Genomic DNA, 21,942 nt, shown 5'->3' on the forward strand with positions numbered 1-21,942 from the left:
GCGGGCGGGCGGCGCGGTCAGGCTGCGGCGCGGGTGGTGATCACCGCGCCGGGCGCCCAGCGGGACGGGCCGTACCGGGCCCAGTCCCGGCACCACGGGTCGGTGGGCGTGCACAGCCGGAGTTGTGAGTAGTCGTCGCCGTCCTCACCCTCAGTGATCTTCACATGGACCGGCCTGATCGTCGCGTCCGGCTGGGCGAGCAGGTGCCGGCCCGGGTCGAGGGTGTCGTCGGGCAGGAGGCAGGCGCGTCCGAGCCGCCGGGCGAACGCCGCCGCGACCGCCGACTCGGCCGGTTCGACCGGTGCGGCGTAGCAGTCGACGCGGACGGGGAAGTCGCCGCCGCCGACCCAGACGTCGCAGTGGACCGTACCGGTGGGCAGCTCACCGGGGTTGCCGACACCGAACGCCGCCACCGGACGGCCGAGCACCGCCGCCAGGGCCGCCCGGATCTCGCGCGCCGGTACGGGCGCGTCGATCAACCAGTTCCAGAGGGCGGAGGAGGCCGACGGGTAAGCCATACGATCATGTTGCCGGCCTCGGAGGCACCTTGTGGCGTGTGTTATCGCTCCGTGACCATCCGAGTTGCTTTCTGACACACCGTGCCGCCTACAGTGGCTCAATCCAGGACTGATGTCCTCGATCAAATACCGGACAGGGCGGTTGGAATGACGGTGACGAAGGCTGAACCACTCATCATGCTCGACAAGGTCGACAAGTGGTTCGGTCCGCTGCACGTGCTCCAGAAGGTAGACCTCTCCGTCAACCGGGGCGAGGTCGTCGTGGTGATCGGCCCCTCGGGTTCGGGCAAGTCCACCCTGTGCCGGGCGATCAACCGGCTGGAGCCGATCAACAGCGGCACCATCACTTTCGACGGCAAACCCCTGCCGGCCGAGGGCAAGGCGCTGGCCAAGCTGCGCAGCGAGGTCGGCATGGTGTTCCAGTCGTTCAACCTGTTCGCGCACAAGACCATCGTCGACAACGTCTCGCTCGGACCGATCAAGGTCCGGGGCGAGAAGCCGGCCGCCGCCCGCGACCGGGCGATGAAGCTGCTCGACCGGGTCGGCATCGCCAACCAGGCCAGCAAGTTCCCCGCCCAACTCTCCGGCGGCCAGCAGCAGCGGGCCGCCATCGCGCGGGCGCTCGCCATGCAGCCCAAGGCGATGCTCTTCGACGAGCCGACCAGCGCGCTGGACCCGGAGATGGTCGGTGAGGTGCTCGACGTCATGGCCTCGCTGGCAAGTGAGGGTATGACGATGGTGGTGGTCACCCACGAGATGGGGTTCGCCCGCCACGTCGCCAACCGGGTCATCTTCATGGCCGACGGCCAACTGGTCGAAGACGCTCCCCCGGACGAGTTCTTCGCCAACCCCCGCAGCGACCGGGCCAAGGACTTCCTGTCGAAGATCCTGACGCACTGAGGCGTCATCACCAGAGGCAGGCACGCCCCCCGGGCCGCCGGCTCTTTCGAGGAGGAGAAACACAATGCGCGTAACCCGTATCGCGACACTGGCTACGGTGGCGGCACTGTCACTGACCGTGGCCGCCTGTGGCGGCGGTGACAGCGACAGCGACGGTGGCGACACCGGCGCCGGCAGCAAGGAGTTCGCGGCCGGCAGCACGATGGAGCGCCTCAACCAGGCGCAGAAGATCATCATCGGCACGAAGTTCGACCAGCCCGGCTTCGGCCTGAAGGGCCTGGACGGCAAGCCGGCCGGCTTCGACGTCGAGATCGGCAAGGCCATCGCCACCGAGCTCGGCATCCCCGAGGACAAGATCGAGTACATCGAGACGCCGTCGGCGGTCCGCGAGGAATACATCGAGCAGAACAAGGCCGACATCGTGATCGCGACCTACACGATCAACGACAAGCGCAAGGAGCGGATCGACTTCGCCGGCCCGTACTACGTCGCGGGCCAGCACATCATGGTGCGCGCCGACGACACCTCGATCACCGGCCCGGACTCGTTCAAGGCCGGCGACAAGAAGGTCTGCTCGGTGCAGGGCTCGACCCCGGCCGAGACCATCAAGGAGTACCTGGCCAACGAGGGCCAGCAGCTCGTCGTCTTCGACGTCTACCAGAAGTGCGCGGACGCGCTGGCCAGCGGCCAGGTCGACGCGGTCACCACGGACAACGTCATTTTGCTCGGCTTCATCGCCCGCAACGAGGGCAAGTTCAAGCTGGCCGGTGAGAAGTTCACCGACGAGCCGTACGGCATCGGCCTGAAGAAGGGCGACACCGCCTTCCGCACCTTCATCAACGACGCGCTGGAGAAGTTCTACGGCGACGGCACCTACGAGAAGGCCTGGAAGGACACCGCCGGCAAGTTCGACGAGAACACCCCGACCGGCCCGGCCGTCAACCGCTACTGATCCAAAGACGGAGTCTGGAAGGTGAGTGAGACGGGAGTGTGTACGTGAGTGTGCTCGTCGAACACTTCGACGTGTTCGTCGGAGGGTTCTGGCTCACCTTCCAGCTCTGTGTGCTCGCCGCGATCGGTGCCCTGATCCTGGGCACCATCGTGGCGGTCATGCGGATCTCGCCGGTGCCGCCGCTGCGCTGGATCGGCACCGCCTACGTGACGGTGTTCCGGAACTGTCCGCTGACCATCGTGTTCTTCTTCGCCGCGTTCGGTCTTCCGGCGCTCGGCTCCAACGCCGACTTCCTGCGGATCCCCGGCCTGTCGAGCATCTTCAGCCGGCTCGGCATCGACCTGCCGTACTTCCGCTTCGCGATCATCGCGTTGAGCGTCTACACGGCGGCGTTCGTGTGTGAGGCGATCCGCTCCGGCATCAACGCCGTGCCGCCCGGCCAGGCCGAGGCGGCCCGGGCCATCGGCCTCACCTTCGCGCAGAACCTGCGGCTGGTCGTGCTGCCGCAGGCCTGGAAGTCGGCGATCGTGCCGCTCGGCAGCGCCCTCATCGCCATGATCAAGAACTCCGCGCTGGCCGGCTTCTTCGGCCTGACGGGTGACCTGTCGAACTCCGGGACGAACCTGACCAGCGCGGCTGGCGAACCCATCATCCCCGTCTTCATCGGTATCGGGATCGGCTTTCTCATCATGACGGTGCCGTTCGGGCTGTTCCTCGACCGGATCGAGAAGCGGCGGGCGGTGGCCGTCCGATGAACCAGCAGTCCGTCCTCTACGACGCCCCCGGCCCGCGCGCCAAGCGGGTCACCCTCGTCGTGAGCGTGGTCATCGCGGCCCTGGTCGCGGTCGGCGCCTACTTCCTCGTCTACCGCCCGCTCGACGAGCAGGGCCAGTTCGACATGGAACTGTGGGGCCCGCTGATCGACCCGTCCAACGAGGTCTTCTCCCAGGTCTGGAAGCTGCTCGGTGGTGGTTTCCAGGCCACCCTCACCGCGGCGGCACTGGCCATCGTCTCCTCGCTCGTGGTCGGCACCGCGCTGGCCGTCGTACGGGTGCAGCTCAAGGCGACGATGAAGCGCCGCTTCGTCCACCACAGCCGGCCCACCGCGATCGCGCTGCGGACGCTGACCCTGGTCCTGAACGGAATCACCCGGTTCTGCGTCGAGGTGTTCCGCGGCCTGCCGGTGGTCATCACGATCTTCTTCGTCGCCAGCGCGCTGCCCGACCTCGGGGTCGACCTCGGCCGGATCCTCTGGTATCTGGTCATCGGCCTCACGCTGTACAACAGCGTGGTGATCGCCGAGATCTTGCGCTCCGGCATGGAAGGGCTGCCCGGCGGCCAGCGGGAGGCGGCCGAGGCGATCGGGCTGAGCAGCTTCGCCACCATCCGGCTGATCCTGCTGCCGCAGGCTTTCCGGATCATGCTGCCGGCCCTGATCAGCCAACTGGTCGTGGTGCTCAAGGACACCTCGCTCGGCTTCATCATCAGCTACGAAGAGGTGTTGCGGGTCAGCACGACCGTGATCCTCAACCTGGAGAACCCGATCCAGGTCTACACCGTGGTCGCGGTGATCTACATCGCGGTCAACTACGCGCTGTCCAAGCTCGCCGAATACGTCCAGCGCCGTATGGCGCGGGGCCGCAAGACCGGCACCCTGCGCAAGGCGAAGGACCAGCCGCCGGCCGCCCTGGCCGCCGATCTCACCCCACCAGCCAAGCTCTGAACTGGCTCCACCCCGCCACCAGCGGAGGTGTCCAGCGAACGGCAGAACGGAACGGACCCGCCCACCGGCGGGTCCGTTCCGTTTCGTGCCCTGTCGTGCCACCCGGCGGTCAGGTCTGCTCGGCGGCCAGCCGGACGCCGAAGCCGAGCAGGAGCGTGCCGGTCACCGCGTCCAACGCCCGCCGGAACCGGCGCCGGCCGAGAACCCCACGAACCCGGTGCAGGCCGGTCGCGACCACCAGCAGGTACGTCAGCGACAGCAGCGCGTGACTCAACCCGAACACCAGCAGGACCGGCAGCGGCGTCGACGGGCCGACGAACTGCGGCAGGACCGCCAGGTAGAAGGCCAGCACCTTCGGGTTGGTGATGTTGGACAGGAAGCCCTGCCGCCAGCCGGCCCGCGCCTGCGCCGCCCGGCTCGGACCCCGGGCCGGGCCGGGGTCGTCCGGAACGACCGCGTACCGGCCCGCCCACGCCGACCGGAACGTCTGGACCGCCAGGTACACCAGGTAGGCGATACCGGCCCACTTGATCGCCTGGAAGAGCGGCTGGTAGTGCACGATCACCGCGCCGAGGCCGGCGATCGCGGCCAGTCCCTGGACGGCGTTGGAACTGGCCACCCCGGCGGCGCTCCAGCGTCCCCGGCGGGCGCCACCGGCCAGCGTGTTCTTGACGATCACCGCGAAGTCCGCCCCCGGCACCAGGACGAGGACGGCGGCGAAGGCGACGTACGAGAGGTAGGAAGACCAGGTCACCGCCTGACGGTAACGACCGTCCCGCCCACCCTCGACGTGTTTCCCGTCGCAGGAACCGGCCGGCCGGGTCCCGTCGCGAGCCGGTGACTCAGCGGGCGATCTCGGTGACCCGGGACTCGCGGACCACGGTCACCCGGATCTGCCCCGGATAGGTCAGCTCCTCCTCGATCTGCTTCGCCACGTCGCGGGCGAGCACCGCCGCCCCGATGTCGTCGATGTCGTCCGGCTTGACCATCACCCGGATCTCCCGGCCGGCCTGCATCGCGAAGACCTTCTCCACCCCGGACTTGCCGCCGGCGATCTCCTCGATCCGCTCCAGCCGCTTGACGTACGACTCCAGGCTCTCCCGCCGGGCGCCCGGCCGGCCGCCCGAGCAGGCGTCCGACGCCTGGGTCAGCACCGCCTCGATCGTCTGCGGCAGCACCTCGTTGTGGTGCGCCTCGATCGCGTGGACCACCTCTTCGGACTCGCCGTACTTGCGGGCCACGTCGGCACCGATCAGCGCGTGGCTGCCCTCGACCTCGTGGGTGAGCGCCTTGCCGATGTCGTGCAGGAACGCGCACCGCTTGATGGTCGGGATGTCGAGCCGCAACTCCGCGGCCATCACCCCGGCGATGTGCGCGGTCTCGACGAGGTGCTTGAGCACGTTCTGCCCGTACGACGTGCGGTAGCGCAGCCGGCCCAGCAACGTCACCAGCTCCGGGTGTATCTCGGTGATGCCGACCTCGACCAGCGCGTCCTCGGCGGCCCGCTGGCACAGGCGTTCGACCTCGTGCTTCGCGGTGTCGAAGACCTCCTCGATACGGTGCGGGTGGATCCGCCCGTCGAGCACCAGCTTCTCCAGCGTCAGCCGGCCGATCTCCCGGCGTACCGGGTCGAAGCAGGAGAGCAGCACCGCCTCGGGGGTGTCGTCGATGATCAGGTTGACGCCGGTCACCGACTCGAACGCGCGGATGTTGCGGCCCTCGCGGCCGATGATCCGGCCCTTCATCTCGTCGCCGGGCAGGTGCAGCACGCTGACCACGCTCTCCGCGGTCTGGTCGCTGGCGACCCGCTGGATCGCGTCGACGACGATGTGCCGGGCCCGCTGCTCGGCCGTGCTGCGGGCGTCGGTCTCGATGTCGCGTACGAGGAGCGCGGCCTCCCGCTTCGCCTGACCCTCGATCGCGTCGATCAGTTCGGTCCGGGCGACCTCCGCGGTCAGGCCGGCGATCCGCTCCAGCTCCCGCCGCTGTCGCTCCTCGGCCTCGGCCAGCGCCGCCTCCCGGGTGGCGAGCCCGGCCTCCCGGGCGACCAGCTCCGCGTCCGCCGCCGCCAGCCGGCGTTCCCGCTCGGTGAGCCGGTCGACCTCCTCGCTGTGCAGGCGCTCGCGCTCGTCCATCCGCAGGGCCCGCCGCTCGACCTCGGCCGCCTGCTCCTTGGTCGTCGTGGCCAGCAGGGCGATCTCGCGCTCGCCGCTGCGCCGGGCCGCGGCGCGTACCTGCTCCGCGTCGGCCTCGGCCTGCCGGTGGGCCCGCTCCAGCACGGTGTCGGCTTCGGCCCGGGCGGCGTCGAGCACCCGGCGCGCCTCCGCCCGCGCCGAGTTGGCCTCCGCCTTGGCCGCGGCCGCCTCGGCGCGGGCAGCCGCCGCGGCCGACTTGGCCTCGTCGACGGTGGAAGTCGCCTCGTCGGCGGCGGACCGCAGCGCCGCCAGCGACTGCTGCTGGCGGTCCTTCTCGGCGACGTACGCCGGGTCGTCGGTGGGCGGCAGGGTGGGCTGGGCGACACGGAGCTGGCGCAGGGCGCGGGCACCGAGGACGAGCCCGACGACCACGATGGCGGCGAGAAGGACGATCGCGACAAGCAGCACCCAGGTCATGCGGCCGCCTCGCTTCGCTCGGCACCCACACGACGCACACCGAGCCGACCGCTGCCCGCACGACGGACACCGAGCCGATCGCTGTCCTCGCTACGCCCGGTCATGCGCCATGTCCGGCTCGCCGCGAGCACGTCGCGCCGCACCCACAGCGATGCCCTGTGGGGCATCTCTGTGGGGCCTGACCCGTCTTCCGCCTCGCTCATCTGGGCCGCCTCCCCTCCACCGTCCGGCGCCGGAAGGTCAACCCCTCCCGTTGCCGCTTCCTCGGCTGAGACGCCCGACCTAGGCGGCTGAGGGTGCGACCCTTCGAGCGGTGCCGGAAAGGCACCGCCTGAGGCCACTGGTATATCTTGCCGCCTACGGACCGGCCTGTCCGCTAACGGGTTGTCTGGCCACCATGTTGACCAAAAGTGATGCCGTACTGTTACGCGATCTATGTTGTGCGCTTAGCCTGCAAGGGTCGGTTATCTCGCTTGTACGCGAGGCTAGGGTGCCGGGGGCCGTTCGGTCAAGAACCCATGATCGAGCAGGGACGCAAACAGAGGGCACACGGGTCCTTACCCGCAGCTCATCGCCTTGAACCCTACCGATCCAGGGCACATCACCCTTCAAACCGGACAGAGATCACCAATCAGCCTTATCGTCTAGTGCTCCGACCCCTCGGCATCAGCGAGGGCATCGGCGTCGATGTGCTCGGCGAACTCGGCGGCCTCGGCGCTCTGCGCGGCCAGCGCCTCCTTGACGGCCCGGATCGCCACCCCGGGCGGGTAGCCCTTGCGGGCCAGCATCCCGACCAGGCGACGGAACACCGCGTCCGGATCGCCCCGGACCGTACGGAGCTTGCGGTCGACCAGCACCCGGGCCGTCTGCGCCTCGGTCGTCTCGTCCAGTTCGCCCAGCGCCTCGCTGGCCGTGTCGGAGTCGACGCCACGCTGCCGCAACTCGTTGGCCAGGGCCCGGCGGGCCAGCCCGCGCCCGTGGTGGCGGCTCGCCACCCACGCCCGGGCGAACGCCGCGTCGTCGATCATGCCGACCTCGTCGTAGCGGTCGAGGACGGCGTCGGTCGTCTGCTCGGAGATGCCCCGCCGAGCCAGCGCCGCCGCCAGCTCGGCCCGGGTGCGTGGACGGGTGGCGAGTTGTCGCAGGCAGATCTCGCGGGCCACCTCGGCCTCGTCACGGGGCGGCTTGGCCGGCTCGACGACCGGCGGGGTCGTCGTGGCGCCCTCCGGCCAGCCGTCCTCGTCGAGCGGCGGCCCGGAGTCGTCGGTGGGGCGGGCCCGGCCACGCCGGGGCCGCCGGGCGGAGGGCGCGTCCGTCCGGGGCGGGGCGGCATCCCAACCCCGTCCCGAACGGGCGCCTCGCCGTCGTCCAGCCATCGGTCAGGACGTCCGGCGGCCGGTCAGAAGTCGACCGGCGGCAGCTCCGGGCCGCTCGCCGCGTCGATGGCACCCGCGCCGACACCGAGCTTCTCGAGGATCTTCTTCTCGATCTCGGCGGCGACGTCGGGGTTCTCGCGCAGGAACTCGCGGGCCTTCTCCTTGCCCTGGCCGAGCTGGTCGCCGTCGTACGTGTACCACGCACCGGACTTGCGGATGATGCTCTGCTCCACACCGACGTCGATCAGGGAGCCCTCGCGGGAGATGCCCTTGCCGTACATGATGTCGAACTCGGCCTGCTTGAACGGGGCGGCCACCTTGTTCTTGACGACCTTGACCCGGGTGCGGTTGCCGACGACGTCGGTGCCGTCCTTGAGGCTCTCGATGCGCCGCACGTCGAGCCGGACCGAGGCGTAGAACTTCAGCGCCCGGCCACCGGTGGTGGTCTCGGGGCTGCCGAACATGACGCCGATCTTCTCGCGGAGCTGGTTGATGAAGATCGCGGTCGTGCCGGTGCTGTTGAGCACCCCGGTGATCTTCCGCAGCGCCTGGCTCATCAGCCGGGCCTGGAGGCCGACGTGGCTGTCGCCCATCTCACCCTCGATCTCGGCGCGCGGCACCAGGGCGGCGACCGAGTCGATGACGATGATGTCCAGCGCACCGGAGCGGATCAGCATGTCGGCGATCTCCAGCGCCTGCTCACCGGTGTCGGGCTGGGAGACCAGCATCGCGTCGGTGTCGACGCCGAGCGCCTTGGCGTATTCCGGGTCGAGCGCGTGCTCGGCGTCGATGAAGGCGGCGATGCCGCCGGCCCGCTGGGCGTTGGCCACCGCGTGCAGCGCCACGGTCGTCTTACCGCTGGACTCCGGCCCGTAGACCTCGACGACCCGGCCCCGGGGCAGGCCGCCCACGCCCAGCGCCACGTCGAGCGCGATCGACCCGGTCGGGATCACCGCCGTCTGGACGACCGGCCGCTCCCCCAGCCGCATCACCGAGCCCTTGCCGAACTGCTTGTCGATCTGCGCGAGAGCGAGGTCTAGCGCCTTCTCCCGGTCAGGTCCTGCCGCCATCGTTGCCACCCCTGCCTTCGCCGGCATCTTTCCACCCTTAGTCACGCGGACACGCTAAGCGCTGGGTCCGACAGAAAACAGCCGCCAGGCCGTGGCCTGTGGACAAGCACCGCGCTGTGGACAATAGCCGAACAGGTGTACGACGCAACCGCGACACGCCAGAACAGGCGTACGAGCAGCTCAGCGTAGTCGCGCGGGCACCCGATCGGGATACGTGGCGCACACCGCCCGCCACACCCGCAGCGTCTCCACGCCCTCGGCGAGCGCCTGGTCGATGGTCCGGCCGCCGAGCTGTGTCAGCACCTGGTCGGCGGCGATGCTGCGGGCGTAGGCCGGCCCGAACGTCTCCTCCAGCCGGGCCCAGAACTCGGTCAGCCGCACGGTCAGCTCCCCTTCACCGCAGCACCCCGGACGCGTAGCGCCAGCGCCGTCAACGGGACGGTGGCGATCGCGGCGAGCAGATTGAGCACCGGGTATCCGGCGGCCTCCACGATAAACCCGCTCAGCGCGCCGGCCGACGCGCCCGCCAGTCCCATCAACAGGTCGGACAACCCCTGGGTGGCGGGCCGCGCCTCGACCGGCACCGACTCCGACAGCAGCGTCGAGCCGGCGACCATCGTCGCCGACCAGCCGAGACCGAGCAGGACCAGGCCGGCCACCAGCCGTACGGTGTCGTGCCCGGCCGTGCCGGCCACCGCGCACGCGGCGAGCAGCAGGCCGACGCCGCCGAGGATGACCGGCCGGCGGCCGAGCCGGTCGGTCAGCCAGCCGACCACCGGCGCGAGCGCGTACATGCCGGCGATGTGGGCGCTGAGCACGATCCCGACCACCCGTAGCACGTCGGCGTCGCCGTGCGACTCGCCGAGGTGCACCGGGGTCATCGCCATCACACCGACCATGACCAGGTGGCCGACCGCGACCGCGGTGACCCCGAGCCGGGCCGCCGGGCGCGCCGCGACCACCCGCCACGCCGCACGCATGCCGCCGGTGCCGGCCGGCGCGGATGACGCACCGGCGGCCGGCGGGGATCCGGCCGGCGCGGAGCCCACGGCCGCGGTGGCGCCGGCCGGCTCGGGTCCGACGGTGGGCGGGATCGTGGCGGTCGCGATCCGGCGGGCGGTGAGCAGCGGGTCCGGCCGCAGGAGGACCAGCAGTACGCCGGCGGCGAGGGCGAAGGCGACCGCGCTGAAGACGAACGGCCCCGACAGCGGCGGCAGCCCGAACCCGCTGACGGCGCGGTCGGCGAGCGCGGCGAAGTTGGGCGCGGTGACCGCGCCGATCGTGGTCGCCCAGACGATCACCGACAGTTGCCGCCCTCGGCGGGCCGGCTCGGCGAGGTCGACGGCGGTGTAGCGGGCCTGGAGGTTGGCCGCCGACCCGCCGCCGAAGAGCAGCATGCCCAGGAACAGCAGGGGCACCCAGTTGGTGACCGCCGCCGCCACCACGAGCAGGGCACCGGCGGCACCGGCGGCGTACGCCGTCACCAGGCCCGGCCGCCGCCCGTGGCCGGTCATGATCCGGGTGACTGGTACGGCGAGCAGTGCCCCGCCGACCACGCTGGCGCTGGCGGCCAGCCCGGAGACGCTGGTGCCGGCCAGCCGGGCGGCGAGCAGCGCGCCGACCGAGATGCCGATGGTGGTGCCGATGCCGCCGATGATCTGGGTGCCGAACAGCAGCCGGAGCGTGCGGCGCTGGACCCGGGGAACGTCCACCGCCGGGTCGCCGATCATGGACATCGGGCCAGCCTACGGTCGCCGGGGTGACCGCGTCGCCCGGCAGCGTGGTGATCGTCTGCGGTTCAGGCGTTGCCGGCACGGCGTGTCGACGGTCTGCGCCGCAGACGATCAGGGAGCGCCCGGGCCGCCGCGACACAGCGCGCGGCAGCCGGCGGCGGGTTCAGGCGGCGGGTTCAGGCGGCGAGGGCCCGGGCCACCACCTTCAGGTCGGCGACCAGGCCGTCGAAGGCGATCTCCTGGTTGTCGGCGCGCAGCACCGCCGACGGGTGGATGGTGGCCACCAGCCGGGCCGGCTCGACCGGGAAGTCCCCGGGGTTCGGCGCCGACGCCGGCCAGGGCAGCAGTTCGCCGCGTGAGCGGGTGACCCGGAACGACGGCCCCAGCAGCGCCTTGGCCGCCGTCGCGCCGAGCACCACGACGATCTCCGGCCGGAGCCGGGCGAACTCGGCGACCAGCCAGGGCCGGCAGGCCACGATGTGCGTCTGGTCGGGGGTCTGGTGGATCCGCCGCTTGCCGCGCATCTGGAAGCGGAAGTGCTTGACGGCATTGGTGATATAGAGGTGCGCCGGGTCGATGCCGGCCGCGTCGACCGCCCGGCGCAGCAGGTGCCCGGCCGGCCCGACGAACGGCAGGCCGCGCTGGTCCTCGACGTCGCCGGGCTGCTCGCCGACGAACACCACCCGGGCGTGCGCGTCGCCGCGGCCGAAGACGACCTGGGTGGCGCCCTCGTAGAGTTCGCAGCCGCGGCAGTTCGGGGCGGCGGCGCGTACGTCGTCGAGGCTGGCGGAGGCGGGCGGGACGTACGGTTGCGCGCCAGAGGCGGTTTCGGTGCGGGGCATGACGGAGTTTGTACCCGGTGCCACCGACATCACGCGCTGAAGGTCGGTGGGGTCGGCGAGTCGACCGCCGCGGCGACCGCGGCGGCGAGCCCGGGGACGTCGGCGTCGTCGAGCGGGGTGACGGTGATCCGGATTCCGGGGGCGCTGGCGAGGCGGTAGAGCGAGCCGGGGGCGACGGCGTACCCACTGTCGCGCAGCGTGGTCACCGCCCGGGTCTCGTCGGGCACCGGGACCCAGACGTTGATGCCGGTGTGGCCGGTGGCCGGCACGCCACGGGCGGCCAGCGCGGTGACGAGGGCGGTACGGCGCCGGTCGTAGCTCTCCCGGGCGGCCGTGATCCGGCGGCCGGTCGCCGGGTCACGCCACAGCCGCACGACCGTACGTTGCAGCAGCGTCGACACCCAGCCGGCGCCGATCCGCATCCGGCCGGCGACCCGGGCGACGGTCGCCTCGTCGCCGGCGAGCACGGCCAGCCGCAGGTCGGGGCCGTACGGCTTGCTCACCGACCGCAGGAACGCCCAGGTCCGGGTCGCCCCGGCGAGCGGTGCCAGGGGTACCGACGCGAGTTCGCCGGCGTGGTCGTCCTCGATGAGCAGCAGGTCGGGGTGGCCGGCGAGGACGTCGCGCAGGGCGGCGGCCCGGGCCGCGGTGACGGCGGCCCCGGTCGGGTTGTGGGCGCGGGTGGTGACGACCAGGGCGCGTATCCCGTTGGCCAGTGCCCGGCGCAGCCCGGCGACGGTCGGGCCGTCGCCGTCGACCGGGACCGGGACGGGTTCGAGGCCGAGAGCGGCGACCAGGTCGAGCAGGTTGCCCCAGCCGGGGTCCTCGACGCCGACCCGGTCGCCGGGGCGCAGGTGGCCGGTGAGCAGCCGGTCGATGCCGTCGAGGGCGCCGTTGGTCAGGGTGAGCGCGGTGGCGTCGACGCCGTCGGCGGCGAGCCGGGCACGGGCCAGGTCGGCGAGTTCCGGCAGTACGCCGCCGGCCGCGTAGCCGACCGGGTCGGCCGGTGGCACGGCCGGCAGCGGGGGCAGCAGCCGTCGGTCGGGGTCGCCGGCGGACAGGTCAAGGACCCCGGCCGGTACGGCGGGACGCAGCGCCGAGCGGGTGGTGGCGACCGGTGGCCGGGGCCGGATGCGGGTGCCGCCCCGGCCGGCGGTCTCGACGACGCCGCGCTGGCGCAGGGTGCGGTAGGCGCTGGCGACGGTGGCCGGGCTGACCCCGAGGTCGGCGGCGAGGGCGCGGACGGCGGGTAGCGGGGCGCCCGGGGGCAGGTCGCCGCCGCGGACGCCGGCCTCGATGCTGGCCGAAATCCCGGCGGCCGTCGTGCCGGTCGGCTGATATTGTGCTGTCACAGTTTGAGCATTGTACTAGAACAATGCTCCCAGCAGGACGAAGGAGTCGGCGATGGGCGACTACCCGCAGACCCCGAGAACCACCGCCAGCCGCATCCGGGACCGGATCGCGTACGAGCGCGCCACCGCGCACGCGATCCTCGACGAGGCCCACCACTGCACCTTCGCCTTCACCGTCGACGGCGAACCACGGGCGCTGCCCACCCTGCACGTACGCGTCGACGACACGCTCTACCTGCACGGCTCCACCGGCAGCCGGCCACTGCTCGCCGCCCGGGGCCCCGCCGGACTGCCGGTCTGCGTCACCGTCACCCTCCTCGACGGCCTCGTCTACGCCCGCTCCCAGTTCCACCACAGCGCCAACTACCGCTCCGTCGTCGCGCACGGCACCGCCCACCTGGTCACCGACGAGACCGAGAAGCGGGCCGCGATGACCGCGCTGGACGACAAGCTGGGCGCCGGCCGGGCCGCCGACAGCCGCCCGCCGACCCGCCGGGAACTCGCCGAGACGGCCGTGATCGCCCTGCCACTGAGCGAGGTGTCGGTCAAGGCCCGCCTCGGTGGCGTCGCCGACGACCCCGAAGACCTCGACCTGCCGCACTGGGCCGGCGTGGTGCCGCTGCGCCACGTGCCCGGCGTGCCCGAGCCCGACGCCCGGGTCACCGCACCGCTCCCCGGCTACCTGCGGACGCCCCGGTCGCAGTGGCTGACCCCGGCCGTGCTGCGCGGCGCGCACGTCGTACTCGAACCGCTCGACCACTCGCACGTCGACGGGCTGCTCGCCGCCGGCGCCGACCCCGAGGTGTGGCGTCACCTGAGCAAACGGCAGCCGACCGACCGGGCCGGCATGGCCGCGATCGTCACCGACGCGCTGCGCGCCCACGAGCGCGGCGACCGGGTGCCGTGGGTGCAGCGCTGCGCGCGGACCGGCGAGATCGCCGGCACCACGTCGTACTACGAGGTCGACGAGGTCAACCGGTCCGTCGCCATCGGTCACACCTGGCTCGGCCGCGAACACTGGCGTACCGGCATCAACACCGAGGCCAAGCTGCTGCTGCTCGAACGGGCCTTCGACGTACTCGGGGCCCGGCGGGTGGTCTGGCACACCGACCTGCGCAACGAGCGCTCGCAGGCGGCCATCGGCCGGCTCGGCGCCCGCCGCGAAGGGGTGCTGCGCAACCACCGGCGCCGGCCCGACGGAACGTGGCGGGACACCGTCCAGTTCGCCATGATCGACGACGAGTGGCCAAACGCACAGGTCAGGCTGCGGGAATCGCTTCGCCCCGCGCCCCCGCCGGGGTGAGGATCCAGCCATGCTCGGCACCATCGACCTGGGGACCTACGTCCTGGGCACCATCGCGATCATCCTGCTGCCCGGTCCCAACTCGCTCTTCGTCCTGTCCACCGCCGCCCGCCGTGGCGTACCCGCCGGCTACAAGGCCGCCGCCGGGGTGTTCCTCGGCGACACCGTGCTCATGGTGTTGTCGGCCGCCGGGGTCGCGTCGCTGCTGCGGGCGTACCCGCCGATCTTCCTGGTGATCAAGTACGCCGGCGCGGCGTACCTGGCCTATGTCGGGCTGACGATGTTCCGGGCCGCCTGGCGGCGCTTCCGGACCCGCAACGACCCGGACACCACCCCGCTCATCCACGCCGCCGAGCCGGCCGCGGTCCGGCACCCGTTCCGCCGCGCCGCGGTGATCAGCGTTCTGAACCCGAAGGCGATCCTGTTCTTCGTCTCGTTCTTCATCCAGTTCGTCGACCCGTCGTACGCCCATCCGGCGCTGTCGTTCCTGCTGCTCGGCGCGATCGCGCAGCTCGGCAGCGTGCTCTACCTGAGCGTGCTGATCTTCACCGGCACGTTCCTGGCCGCCCGGTTCCGGGAACGGCGCCGCCTCGCCGCCGGCGCCACCACCGGCATCGGCGCCCTCTTCCTCGGCTTCAGCCTCAAACTCGCCACCGCCACCACGGTCTAGCCGCTGCGCCCCGCGCGCGGCGCGGGACGCCGGGGCGCGGGGCGCAGCGTCGATCATGGAGTAATCGTGGGGATCGGCGTCCGTTTTGCGAATGACATCCCCTTGATCGACGCGGTCGGGGACCGGCGGGGGCCGGCGGCGGCCGCCGGGGGCCGGGCCGGTCAGCTCGTGCCGTCGGGGGCGCCGCCGCTGTGGCCGGGCTGGTCGTAGCCGCCCGGGCCGGCGGTCTCGTCCACCGGCCGGGCCCGGCGCCGCCACCAGGCCCGCTTCGCCGCGCCCGACCGGCCCGCCGCCGACCGGCCCGTCCCCCGACGGCCCGTCTCCGAACGGCCCGCCCCAGAACGACCCGGCGGCGAGTGGGCCGGCGCGGACGAACCGCCGGCCGTCCCCGCCCGCCCGGCCGGGTCGCCGTCCGGGCCCGCGAGCATCTCCCGCAGCCAGCCGTCGAGCACCGCCGGCCAGTCCGGCCCGTCGGTGTGCCGGACCCGGAACCGTCCGACCCGGCCCCGACCGCGGCCGCCGAGCCGCCCGGCCAGCCCGAGAACCACGTCGGCGCCGGTCGGGTCCGCGACGATCGCCACACCGACCTCGGACAACCAACCCGGGTACGACTCCGGCGGCCGGAACGCCACCTCCTGGTGGAACGGCAGCCGCTGGTCGACCCCGTCGAGTCGGCCGTCGCGGATCCGCGCGTCCCGGTAGGAGAATCCGAGCCGGGTGAACGCCACCAGGATCCGCTCGTGCACGGCGGCCGGCGCGACCCGGATCGCGTTCATCCCGGTCTCGTCTACGGCCCGCACGACCACCAGCCGGGTGTGTACGCCCACCGCCATGCCGGGCAGCGGCCGGCCCCGCACCTCGGTCACCGGGGTCTCCCACGGCACCTCGACCTCGAACGGCAACGCGTGACGGACGCCGGCGCGCAACGTGAACGCGTCGGCGACGGTGCCCCGGTGGAACTCCACCGAGGCGCCGTCGTCGGGATCGGCCGCGGACACGTCGACCCGGCAGACGAGGCCGACCGCCACCTGGTCGACGGTGACGTCGATGTCGCCGCCGACCACCCGGACCTCGCCGCGCAGGCGGCCGCCGGGCCGGACCACCGGCTCGGCGAGCACCGTGTCGACGGCCGGGCCGCCGGCACCGAACCTGCTCAGGATCCTCGTCCGGACCACCTCCGCCCGTGCTAGCGCATCCGCCGGCCGCGCGGCACCGGGTCGGTCTCGTCGTCGAACTCGCCGATGACCTCCTCCAGCAGGTCCTCCAGCGCGACGAAACCGACCGGCCGGCCGGTGCCCGCCCCGTTGGTGACCAGAGCCAACTGCGCCCGGTCGGCCCGCATCGCGGCGACCGCCTCGGTGACCGTCGCCCCGGCGCCGAGGCTGAAGGTCTCCCCCATCAGCTCCCCGGCCGTCGCCTTACGGCCCGCCGTCACCGCCCGCACCGCCTCGCGTACGTGCACGATGCCGACCACCCGCTCCGGCCCGTCGAGCACGATCAGCCGGGACCGGCCGCTGTCGCGGCAGATCTCCTCGATCCGCTCCGCGCTGTCGGCCTTGTCGACCTTGACGATCCGGTCGAACGGCTCCATCACGTCGGCGACCCGGGTGGCCTGCAGCTCCAGCATGCTGGTCAGCATCTCGTGCTGGTCGGCGGCGAGCAGCCCGTGCTCGCGCGACTGCTCGAGCAGCAGCCGCAGTTCCTCCGGCCCGTGCACCTGGGCGAGCTGGTCCTGCGGGTTGACCTTGACCAGCCGCAGGGTCGCGTTGGCCATCTCGTTGAGCACCGACAGGATCGGCCGCGACACCCGGGCGAAGGCCCGGAACGGCAGCCCCAGCAGCAGCGCCGACCGCTCCGGGTCGGTGATCGCCCACGACTTCGGGGCCATCTCGCCGACCACCAGGTGCAGGAAGGTCACCAGGGACAGCGCGAAGACCAACGCGATCACGTGGCTGGCCGCGTCGGGCAGGCCCACCGTGTGCAGCAGCGGTGCGACCAGCCGCTCGATCGCCGGCTCGGCCAGCGCACCGAGCCCCAGGGTGCAGACGGTGATGCCGAACTGCGCGCCGGCCAGCATCAGGGACAGCTCGCGTACGCCGTCGAGGGCGGCCTTGGCCGCCCGGCCGCCGGTGGCGGCGGCCTGCTCCAACCGGTAACGCTTGCTCGCCACCAGCGCGAACTCGGCTGCCACGAAGAACCCGTTGAGCGCCAGCAGGACCACCGAAATCAGCAGCGCCACTCCAGGAGTCACGCTGTCACCTCGCTCCGCTCGGCGACACCGTGCCAACCACCGAGCCAGCCGGTTCGCTCACTCACAGCGTCACCTCGCTCCGCTCGGCGCCACCGTGCCAACCACCGAGCCAGCCCGTTCGCTCACTCACGGTGCCACCCCCAGGCGTACGGAGTCGGCGACGTGCCGGTCGACGGCCAGGACCTCTACGGCGGCGCTCGCCCGGGGCTGGTCGGCCTCGGCGACCAGCTCGATCTCCAGCCGGTCGCCGACCTGCGGCACCCGGCCGAGTTCGCGCATGACCAGGCCGGAGACGGTGTCGTATTCGGGGCCTTCGGGCAACCGGATGCCGGTGGCGTCGGCCACCTCGTCGATCCGCCAGCGCGCCGGCACCACCCAGGAGCCGTCCGGCTGCCGGATCGGGGTCGGCTCGGGCGGGTCGTCCTCGTCGCGGATCGGGCCGACCAGTTCCTCGGCGATGTCCTCCAGGGTGATCACGCCGGCGAAGCCGCCGTACTCGTCGACCACGCAGGCGAGCTGGCGGTGTCCGCCCCGCAGCCGGTCCAGCACGGTCGGCAGCGGCAGGGTGTCGGGCACCAGCAGCGGCGGTACGAGCACCGCCGAGATCGGGGTGGTGTCGCGCTTCCCCGGTTCGATGGTGAGTACGTCGGCGATCCCGACCACACCGACGACGTCGTCGACGCCGTCGGTGCCGCGTACGGGGAAACGGGAGTGCCCGGTGTCGACCATCTCGACGATCCGGCGGACCGGCTCGTCGGCGCGTACGGTGTGCACGTCGACGCGGGGCACCATCGCCTCGCCGGCGGTCAGTTGACGGAAGTCGAGACCCCGGTCGAGCAGGTCGGACATCTCGGCGTCGAGGTGCCCCTCCTCACGCGACTCGGCGATGATCTGCTCCAGGTCCTCTGGGGTGGCGCCGGTGGGCAGTTCCTCGATCGGCTCGATGCCGACCCGGCGCAGCAGCCGGGTCGCGGAGGCGTCGAAGAGCCGGATCAGCGGCCCGGCGACCGCCATGTAGATCAGGGTGGAGCGGCTCAGTGCCCGGGCCAGCGTCTCCGGCCGGGCGATGGCGAGGTTCTTCGGGGCCAGTTCGCCGAGCACCATCTGGATCACGGTGGCGATGACCAGCGCGAGCGCGATGGCCAGCGGCAGGGTGACCGACTGCGGCACCCCGGCGCCGCCGAACAACTGGGCGAGGCCGTCACCGAGGAAGGGTTCGGCGACATAGCCGACCAGCAGTGCGGTGACCGTGATGCCGAGCTGCGCACCGGAGAGCATGAACGACAGCCGGCTGGTGACCTTCAGCGCCCGCTCGGCGGCGCCGTCGCCGCCGTCCGCGAGCTGTCGCAGCTTGCCCCGGTCGACGGCGACGTAGCCGAACTCCTGGGCGACGAAGTATCCGGTGGCCGCGGTGAGAACGATGATCAGCACGAGGCCGACGAGGATCAACACGGGTGGCTCAGCGCCCCCGGGCCGGACGCCGCGTGCTGGTTGTGCCGGGCGTTACCCGGCCAGCTATAGCTGCCCTCCTGGGCAGTCGGTTCGGTCATCCGGTCAGTTTATAAGCCTCGACCGGCCCTCCGGGTCACGGAACGGAGGGCCGGGCCGGGACCGTCCCGCCCGGCCCGACCCGGCGCCGTGGGTCAGCCGCGGCGCCGCCGCCGGTTGCCGCCACCGCCGCCGCTGTCGACGGCCCCGGTCGGCGCCCGATCGGCGAGTTCGTCGACGACCAGGTCCGGTTCGGGACGCTTCAACCGGTACGCGGCCCGGCCCACCATGTGCGCGGCCACCGGCGCCGTCACCAGTTGGAAGAGCCCGACCAGCAGCAGCATCGTCAGGTCGGACCGGGACCGGATCCGCAGCGCGACACCGGCCAGGATCAGCAGCAGTCCGAGCACCTGCGGCTTGGTGGCCGCGTGCATGCGGGCCAGCACGTTGGGGAACCGCACCAGGCCCACGCCGGCGGCCAGGCTGAGCAGCGCGCCGGCGATCAGGAAGATGGCCGACAGCGTGTCGGCGGCGGTGTTCACGAGTCGTCCCGGGCGGCGAAGCGGACCACGCTGACCGAGCCGACGAACCCGAGGATCGACAGCACGACGAGGATCGGCAGGGTGGTCGCGTGGCGGTTGAAGGCCGCCTCCGCGCCGATCGCCCCCACGAGCACGGCGAGCAGGACGTCGGTGGCCACCACCCGGTCCAGCAGGGTCGGGCCGCGCACGATCCGGACGATCGCCAGTACGGCGGCGGTCGACAGCAGTGCGGTGACGGCCACGACGACGGCGATGGTCATCGGGATGCTCCTTCGTCATCGGAGTTGGCGGCCTTGCCGGCCTGATCGGCTTGCCCGGTCTCCCCGGTGGATTCGCCGGTCTTTCCAGTGGACTCGCCGGTCTTCCGGGTGGATTCGGCCGGGCCGGCCTTGCCGGTGGCGGTGGCCTCCCCGGCCATGTCGGTCTTCCGCGCGCTGTCGCCCGGGCCGGTGGCTCCGGACTCCAGGAGACGCAGCTCGGCGTCGGACCCGGTCGCCCGGATGATCCGCGCCTCGAGTTCGAGGATCTCCTGACGCATCCGCTCCACGGCCTCGGGTCCCGCCAGGTCGAGCAGGTGCACGTAGAGGGTGCCGGTGGACCGGTCGGCCTCGACGATCAGGCTGCCCGGCACCAGCGACAGCGCCTCGGCGGTCAGCGTCAGGTTGAGGTCGGAGTGCACCCGCAACTGCACCGCGATGATGGCGCTGCTCGGCCGGTAGCCGGGCCGCAGCGCCACCCCGGCCACCTCGATACTCGCCGTGATCAGGTCGGCCAGGAAGCGCAGCACGAAGCGGAGCAGGGCGAACGGCCGGATTCGGCCGCCGAAGGTCACCCGGGGCAGCGGGAAGAAGACGAGCACGACGACCGCGACGACCAGACCGCCGATCACGTTGCCGACGGTGAAGTCGCCCCACAGCAGATTCCAGACCACGACCAGCCAGACGACCGCGACCATCTGGTCACGCCAGCGCCGGGAGGTGGCGCGTGGTGGGGGTGATGTCGTCGTCATCGGGTTCCTTCCGGGAAGACCGCCTCGACGTACGGGGTGCGGGCCCGCAGGTCCTCGGCGGCGTCGGAGCTGACGTCGAACAGCGGCCCGGCGACCACGGTCAGCGCCAGCCCGAAGATCACCAGCCCGAGGGTGGCGCCGACCATCAGCGGCGGCAGCGACGTCTGCGCCCCCTCCGACACCTGCTTCGGGCTGCGCCAGAACGCCAGGTTCCAGACCTTCATGGTGGCGTACAGGGTGAGCAGGCTGGTCGCCGTACCACCGGCCACCAGCAGCCAGGGCAGCAGGCCGCCGGCCTCGACGCCGGCCTGGAGCAGGCCGAGCTTGCCGAGGAACCCGGAGAAGGGCGGTATGCCGGCCAGGTTCAGCGCCGGCAGGAAGAAGATCACGCCGAGTAACGGTGCCATCTTCGCCAGCCCGCCGAGCTTGTCCAGGTTGGTGCTGCCGGTACGGCGTTCGACCAGACCGGTGGCGAGGAACAACGTGGTCTGGATGGTGATGTGGTGGACCACGTAGAAGATCGCCCCGGACAGGCCGGCCACCGACATCAGCGCCACCCCGAAGATCATGTAGCCGATATGGCTGACCAGGGTGAACGACAACAGACGTTTTATGTCGGACTGGGCGACCGCGCCGAAGATGCCGACCACCATGGTCAGCAACGCCACGATCATCAGCAGGTCGGCGGTGCGCCCGCCGGGGAACAGCAGCGTCTCGGTACGGATGATCGCGTACACGCCGACCTTGGTGAGCAGGCCGGCGAACACGGCCGTGACCGGAGCCGGCGCCGTCGGATAACTGTCCGGCAACCAGGCCGACAGCGGGAACACCGCCGCCTTGATGCCGAAGGCGAGCAGCAGCATCAGTTGCAGCACCAGCCGCAGGTTGTCCGGCAACGCGTCGAGCCGGTCGACGAGCTGGGCCATGTTCAGGGTGCCCGTGGCCGAGTAGATCAGCCCGATCGCCGACAGGAAGATCAGCGACGAGAGCAGGCTCACCACGACGTACGTCGTACCGGCCCGGATCCGTACCTCGGTCCCGCCCAGGGTCAGCAGCACGTAGCTCGCGGCGAGCAGGATCTCGAACCCGACGAAGAGATTGAACAGGTCGCCGGAGAGGAACGCGTTGGTGACGCCGGCGGTCAGCACCAGATAGGTCGGGTGGTAGATGGCGACCGGTGTGCCCTCGTCCCCGTCGGCCCGGCCCTCGCCGATCGAGTAGAGCAGCACGCACAGCGTGACCGCCGCCGAGACGACCAGCATCAGCGCCGACAACTGGTCGGCGACGAGCACGATGCCGACCGGCGCCGGCCAGCCGCCGACGTTGACCACCAGCGGGCCGTCGCGGTGGGCGACGACCAGCAGCACGCAGGCCACCGCCAGGGTCGCTGTGAGCACGACCACGCTGACCGCCCGCTGGCTGCGGGGATGCCGGGCGAGCACCAGGGTCAGCGCCGCCCCCAGCAGCGGCATGACCACGGGCAGGGGCACCAAATTGGTCATGCCACGCCTCGCTCCGCTCGGCGCCGCATGACTGCGACGTGCTGACTGATTCCCTCGCTCCGCTCGGTCATGCGACACCTCGCTCCGCTCGGCGATCGC

The 21,942-nt window shown here is 71.9% G+C and carries 22 protein-coding genes; 6 read left to right on the forward strand and 16 right to left on the reverse strand.

Translation table 11 applies throughout. The annotated features are described in order from the left end of the window. Positions 1–17: 17 nt before the first annotated feature. On the reverse strand, positions 18–518 hold the full coding sequence (locus QCD66_RS28550; RefSeq protein WP_357535979.1) for a hypothetical protein: 501 nt from the start codon (positions 516–518) through the stop codon (positions 18–20). A 147-nt stretch (positions 519–665) separates the two neighbouring features. Here QCD66_RS28550 and QCD66_RS28555 point away from each other — a divergent pair, with 147 nt between their 5' ends. From QCD66_RS28555 to QCD66_RS28570, 4 genes are all read left to right on the forward strand, one after another. Next, positions 666–1,418 carry an amino acid ABC transporter ATP-binding protein gene (locus QCD66_RS28555; protein WP_375734740.1) on the forward strand — a complete coding sequence of 251 codons (753 nt, stop codon included), beginning with the start codon at positions 666–668 and terminating at the stop codon, positions 1,416–1,418. Positions 1,419–1,482: 64 nt separating this feature from the next. Beyond that, the gene (locus QCD66_RS28560) at positions 1,483–2,370 is read left to right on the forward strand and encodes a glutamate ABC transporter substrate-binding protein (protein WP_375734741.1); all 888 of its coding nucleotides are present in this window, start codon (positions 1,483–1,485) and stop codon (positions 2,368–2,370) included. Positions 2,371–2,414: 44 nt separating this feature from the next. Beyond that, positions 2,415–3,125 (forward strand): amino acid ABC transporter permease, encoded by a 711-nt coding sequence (locus QCD66_RS28565; protein WP_375734742.1) that lies wholly within the window; start codon positions 2,415–2,417, stop codon positions 3,123–3,125. Next, positions 3,122–4,093 carry an amino acid ABC transporter permease gene (locus QCD66_RS28570; RefSeq protein WP_375734743.1) on the forward strand — a complete coding sequence of 324 codons (972 nt, stop codon included), beginning with the start codon at positions 3,122–3,124 and terminating at the stop codon, positions 4,091–4,093. Before QCD66_RS28565 ends, QCD66_RS28570 begins: the two co-directional genes overlap by 4 nt. A gap of 109 nt (positions 4,094–4,202) precedes the next feature. Here QCD66_RS28570 and QCD66_RS28575 read toward each other — a convergent pair whose 3' ends face one another. The 8 genes from QCD66_RS28575 to QCD66_RS28610 form a co-directional block, all read right to left on the reverse strand. Beyond that, positions 4,203–4,847 (reverse strand): LysE family translocator, encoded by a 645-nt coding sequence (locus QCD66_RS28575; protein WP_375734744.1) that lies wholly within the window; start codon positions 4,845–4,847, stop codon positions 4,203–4,205. A gap of 88 nt (positions 4,848–4,935) precedes the next feature. Then, a complete protein-coding gene (gene rny / locus QCD66_RS28580) occupies positions 4,936–6,705 on the reverse strand; it encodes a ribonuclease Y (RefSeq protein ID WP_364207878.1) in 1,770 nt (589 codons plus the stop codon). Between the two features lie 644 nt (positions 6,706–7,349). Further along, on the reverse strand, positions 7,350–8,081 hold the full coding sequence (locus QCD66_RS28585; protein ID WP_364207879.1) for a regulatory protein RecX: 732 nt from the start codon (positions 8,079–8,081) through the stop codon (positions 7,350–7,352). Between the two features lie 23 nt (positions 8,082–8,104). Beyond that, positions 8,105–9,151, reverse strand: a complete 1,047-nt coding sequence (recA, locus tag QCD66_RS28590; protein WP_212816493.1) for a recombinase RecA — start codon at positions 9,149–9,151, stop codon at positions 8,105–8,107. A gap of 180 nt (positions 9,152–9,331) precedes the next feature. After that, positions 9,332–9,532: a DUF3046 domain-containing protein gene (locus QCD66_RS28595; protein WP_364207882.1), complete on the reverse strand. Its 201-nt coding sequence runs from the start codon at positions 9,530–9,532 to the stop codon at positions 9,332–9,334. A 2-nt stretch (positions 9,533–9,534) separates the two neighbouring features. After that, positions 9,535–10,887 carry an MFS transporter gene (locus tag QCD66_RS28600; protein ID WP_364207883.1) on the reverse strand — a complete coding sequence of 451 codons (1,353 nt, stop codon included), beginning with the start codon at positions 10,885–10,887 and terminating at the stop codon, positions 9,535–9,537. Positions 10,888–11,060: 173 nt separating this feature from the next. Beyond that, positions 11,061–11,726 carry a UdgX family uracil-DNA binding protein gene (locus QCD66_RS28605; RefSeq protein WP_364207885.1) on the reverse strand — a complete coding sequence of 222 codons (666 nt, stop codon included), beginning with the start codon at positions 11,724–11,726 and terminating at the stop codon, positions 11,061–11,063. 29 nt (positions 11,727–11,755) lie between these two features. Beyond that, positions 11,756–13,078, reverse strand: a complete 1,323-nt coding sequence (locus QCD66_RS28610) for an aminotransferase class I/II-fold pyridoxal phosphate-dependent enzyme (protein ID WP_364207887.1) — start codon at positions 13,076–13,078, stop codon at positions 11,756–11,758. A gap of 52 nt (positions 13,079–13,130) precedes the next feature. On the opposite strand from QCD66_RS28610, the gene QCD66_RS28615 reads away from it, so the two are divergent. Both QCD66_RS28615 and leuE read left to right on the forward strand, forming a co-directional pair. Continuing rightward, on the forward strand, positions 13,131–14,381 hold the full coding sequence (locus QCD66_RS28615; RefSeq protein WP_375734746.1) for a bifunctional pyridoxamine 5'-phosphate oxidase family protein/GNAT family N-acetyltransferase: 1,251 nt from the start codon (positions 13,131–13,133) through the stop codon (positions 14,379–14,381). Between the two features lie 10 nt (positions 14,382–14,391). Then, positions 14,392–15,051: a leucine efflux protein LeuE gene (leuE, locus tag QCD66_RS28620; RefSeq protein WP_357535951.1), complete on the forward strand. Its 660-nt coding sequence runs from the start codon at positions 14,392–14,394 to the stop codon at positions 15,049–15,051. Between the two features lie 161 nt (positions 15,052–15,212). On the opposite strand, the gene QCD66_RS28625 is transcribed toward leuE, so the two are convergent. The 7 genes from QCD66_RS28625 to QCD66_RS28655 all read right to left on the reverse strand — a co-directional run bounded on the left by QCD66_RS28625 (position 15,213) and on the right by QCD66_RS28655 (position 21,843). Continuing rightward, entirely contained in the window at positions 15,213–16,226 is a 1,014-nt protein-coding gene (locus QCD66_RS28625; protein ID WP_364207891.1) for a sporulation protein, read from the reverse strand. An 11-nt stretch (positions 16,227–16,237) separates the two neighbouring features. After that, on the reverse strand, positions 16,238–17,302 hold the full coding sequence (locus tag QCD66_RS28630) for a hemolysin family protein (protein WP_364207893.1): 1,065 nt from the start codon (positions 17,300–17,302) through the stop codon (positions 16,238–16,240). Positions 17,303–17,428: 126 nt separating this feature from the next. Beyond that, a complete protein-coding gene (locus QCD66_RS28635) occupies positions 17,429–18,754 on the reverse strand; it encodes a hemolysin family protein (protein ID WP_375736691.1) in 1,326 nt (441 codons plus the stop codon). 191 nt (positions 18,755–18,945) lie between these two features. Then, positions 18,946–19,332 (reverse strand): monovalent cation/H(+) antiporter subunit G, encoded by a 387-nt coding sequence (gene mnhG, locus QCD66_RS28640; protein WP_357535944.1) that lies wholly within the window; start codon positions 19,330–19,332, stop codon positions 18,946–18,948. Continuing rightward, the gene (locus QCD66_RS28645; RefSeq protein ID WP_357535942.1) at positions 19,329–19,592 is read right to left on the reverse strand and encodes a monovalent cation/H+ antiporter complex subunit F; all 264 of its coding nucleotides are present in this window, start codon (positions 19,590–19,592) and stop codon (positions 19,329–19,331) included. Before QCD66_RS28645 ends, mnhG begins: the two co-directional genes overlap by 4 nt. After that, a complete protein-coding gene (locus QCD66_RS28650; protein WP_375736690.1) occupies positions 19,589–20,341 on the reverse strand; it encodes a Na+/H+ antiporter subunit E in 753 nt (250 codons plus the stop codon). The genes QCD66_RS28645 and QCD66_RS28650 overlap by 4 nt, the downstream gene beginning before the upstream one ends. Beyond that, entirely contained in the window at positions 20,338–21,843 is a 1,506-nt protein-coding gene (locus QCD66_RS28655) for a Na+/H+ antiporter subunit D (RefSeq protein ID WP_357535938.1), read from the reverse strand. Before QCD66_RS28655 ends, QCD66_RS28650 begins: the two co-directional genes overlap by 4 nt. Between the last annotated feature and the right edge of the window lie 99 nt (positions 21,844–21,942).

Source organism: Polymorphospora sp. A560 (genome assembly GCF_045781765.1).
GTDB classification, from domain to species: Bacteria; Actinomycetota; Actinomycetes; order Mycobacteriales; family Micromonosporaceae; genus Polymorphospora; species Polymorphospora lycopeni.

What these genes read in the sequence shown, in the direction of transcription:
- recA (WP_212816493.1), bottom strand. Translation starts at nt 9,151, where the DNA reads ATGGCGGCAGGACCTGACCGGGAGAAGGCGCTAGACCTCGCTCTCGCG.
- QCD66_RS28615 (WP_375734746.1), top strand. Translation starts at nt 13,131, where the DNA reads ATGGGCGACTACCCGCAGACCCCGAGAACCACCGCCAGCCGCATCCGG.
- QCD66_RS28570 (WP_375734743.1), top strand. Translation starts at nt 3,122, where the DNA reads ATGAACCAGCAGTCCGTCCTCTACGACGCCCCCGGCCCGCGCGCCAAG.
- rny (WP_364207878.1), bottom strand. Translation starts at nt 6,705, where the DNA reads ATGACCTGGGTGCTGCTTGTCGCGATCGTCCTTCTCGCCGCCATCGTG.
- QCD66_RS28655 (WP_357535938.1), bottom strand. Translation starts at nt 21,843, where the DNA reads ATGACCAATTTGGTGCCCCTGCCCGTGGTCATGCCGCTGCTGGGGGCG.
- QCD66_RS28585 (WP_364207879.1), bottom strand. Translation starts at nt 8,081, where the DNA reads ATGGCTGGACGACGGCGAGGCGCCCGTTCGGGACGGGGTTGGGATGCC.
- QCD66_RS28560 (WP_375734741.1), top strand. Translation starts at nt 1,483, where the DNA reads ATGCGCGTAACCCGTATCGCGACACTGGCTACGGTGGCGGCACTGTCA.
- leuE (WP_357535951.1), top strand. Translation starts at nt 14,392, where the DNA reads ATGCTCGGCACCATCGACCTGGGGACCTACGTCCTGGGCACCATCGCG.
- QCD66_RS28650 (WP_375736690.1), bottom strand. Translation starts at nt 20,341, where the DNA reads ATGACGACGACATCACCCCCACCACGCGCCACCTCCCGGCGCTGGCGT.
- QCD66_RS28605 (WP_364207885.1), bottom strand. Translation starts at nt 11,726, where the DNA reads ATGCCCCGCACCGAAACCGCCTCTGGCGCGCAACCGTACGTCCCGCCC.
- QCD66_RS28550 (WP_357535979.1), bottom strand. Translation starts at nt 518, where the DNA reads ATGGCTTACCCGTCGGCCTCCTCCGCCCTCTGGAACTGGTTGATCGAC.
- QCD66_RS28600 (WP_364207883.1), bottom strand. Translation starts at nt 10,887, where the DNA reads ATGTCCATGATCGGCGACCCGGCGGTGGACGTTCCCCGGGTCCAGCGC.
- QCD66_RS28555 (WP_375734740.1), top strand. Translation starts at nt 666, where the DNA reads ATGACGGTGACGAAGGCTGAACCACTCATCATGCTCGACAAGGTCGAC.
- QCD66_RS28645 (WP_357535942.1), bottom strand. Translation starts at nt 19,592, where the DNA reads ATGACCATCGCCGTCGTCGTGGCCGTCACCGCACTGCTGTCGACCGCC.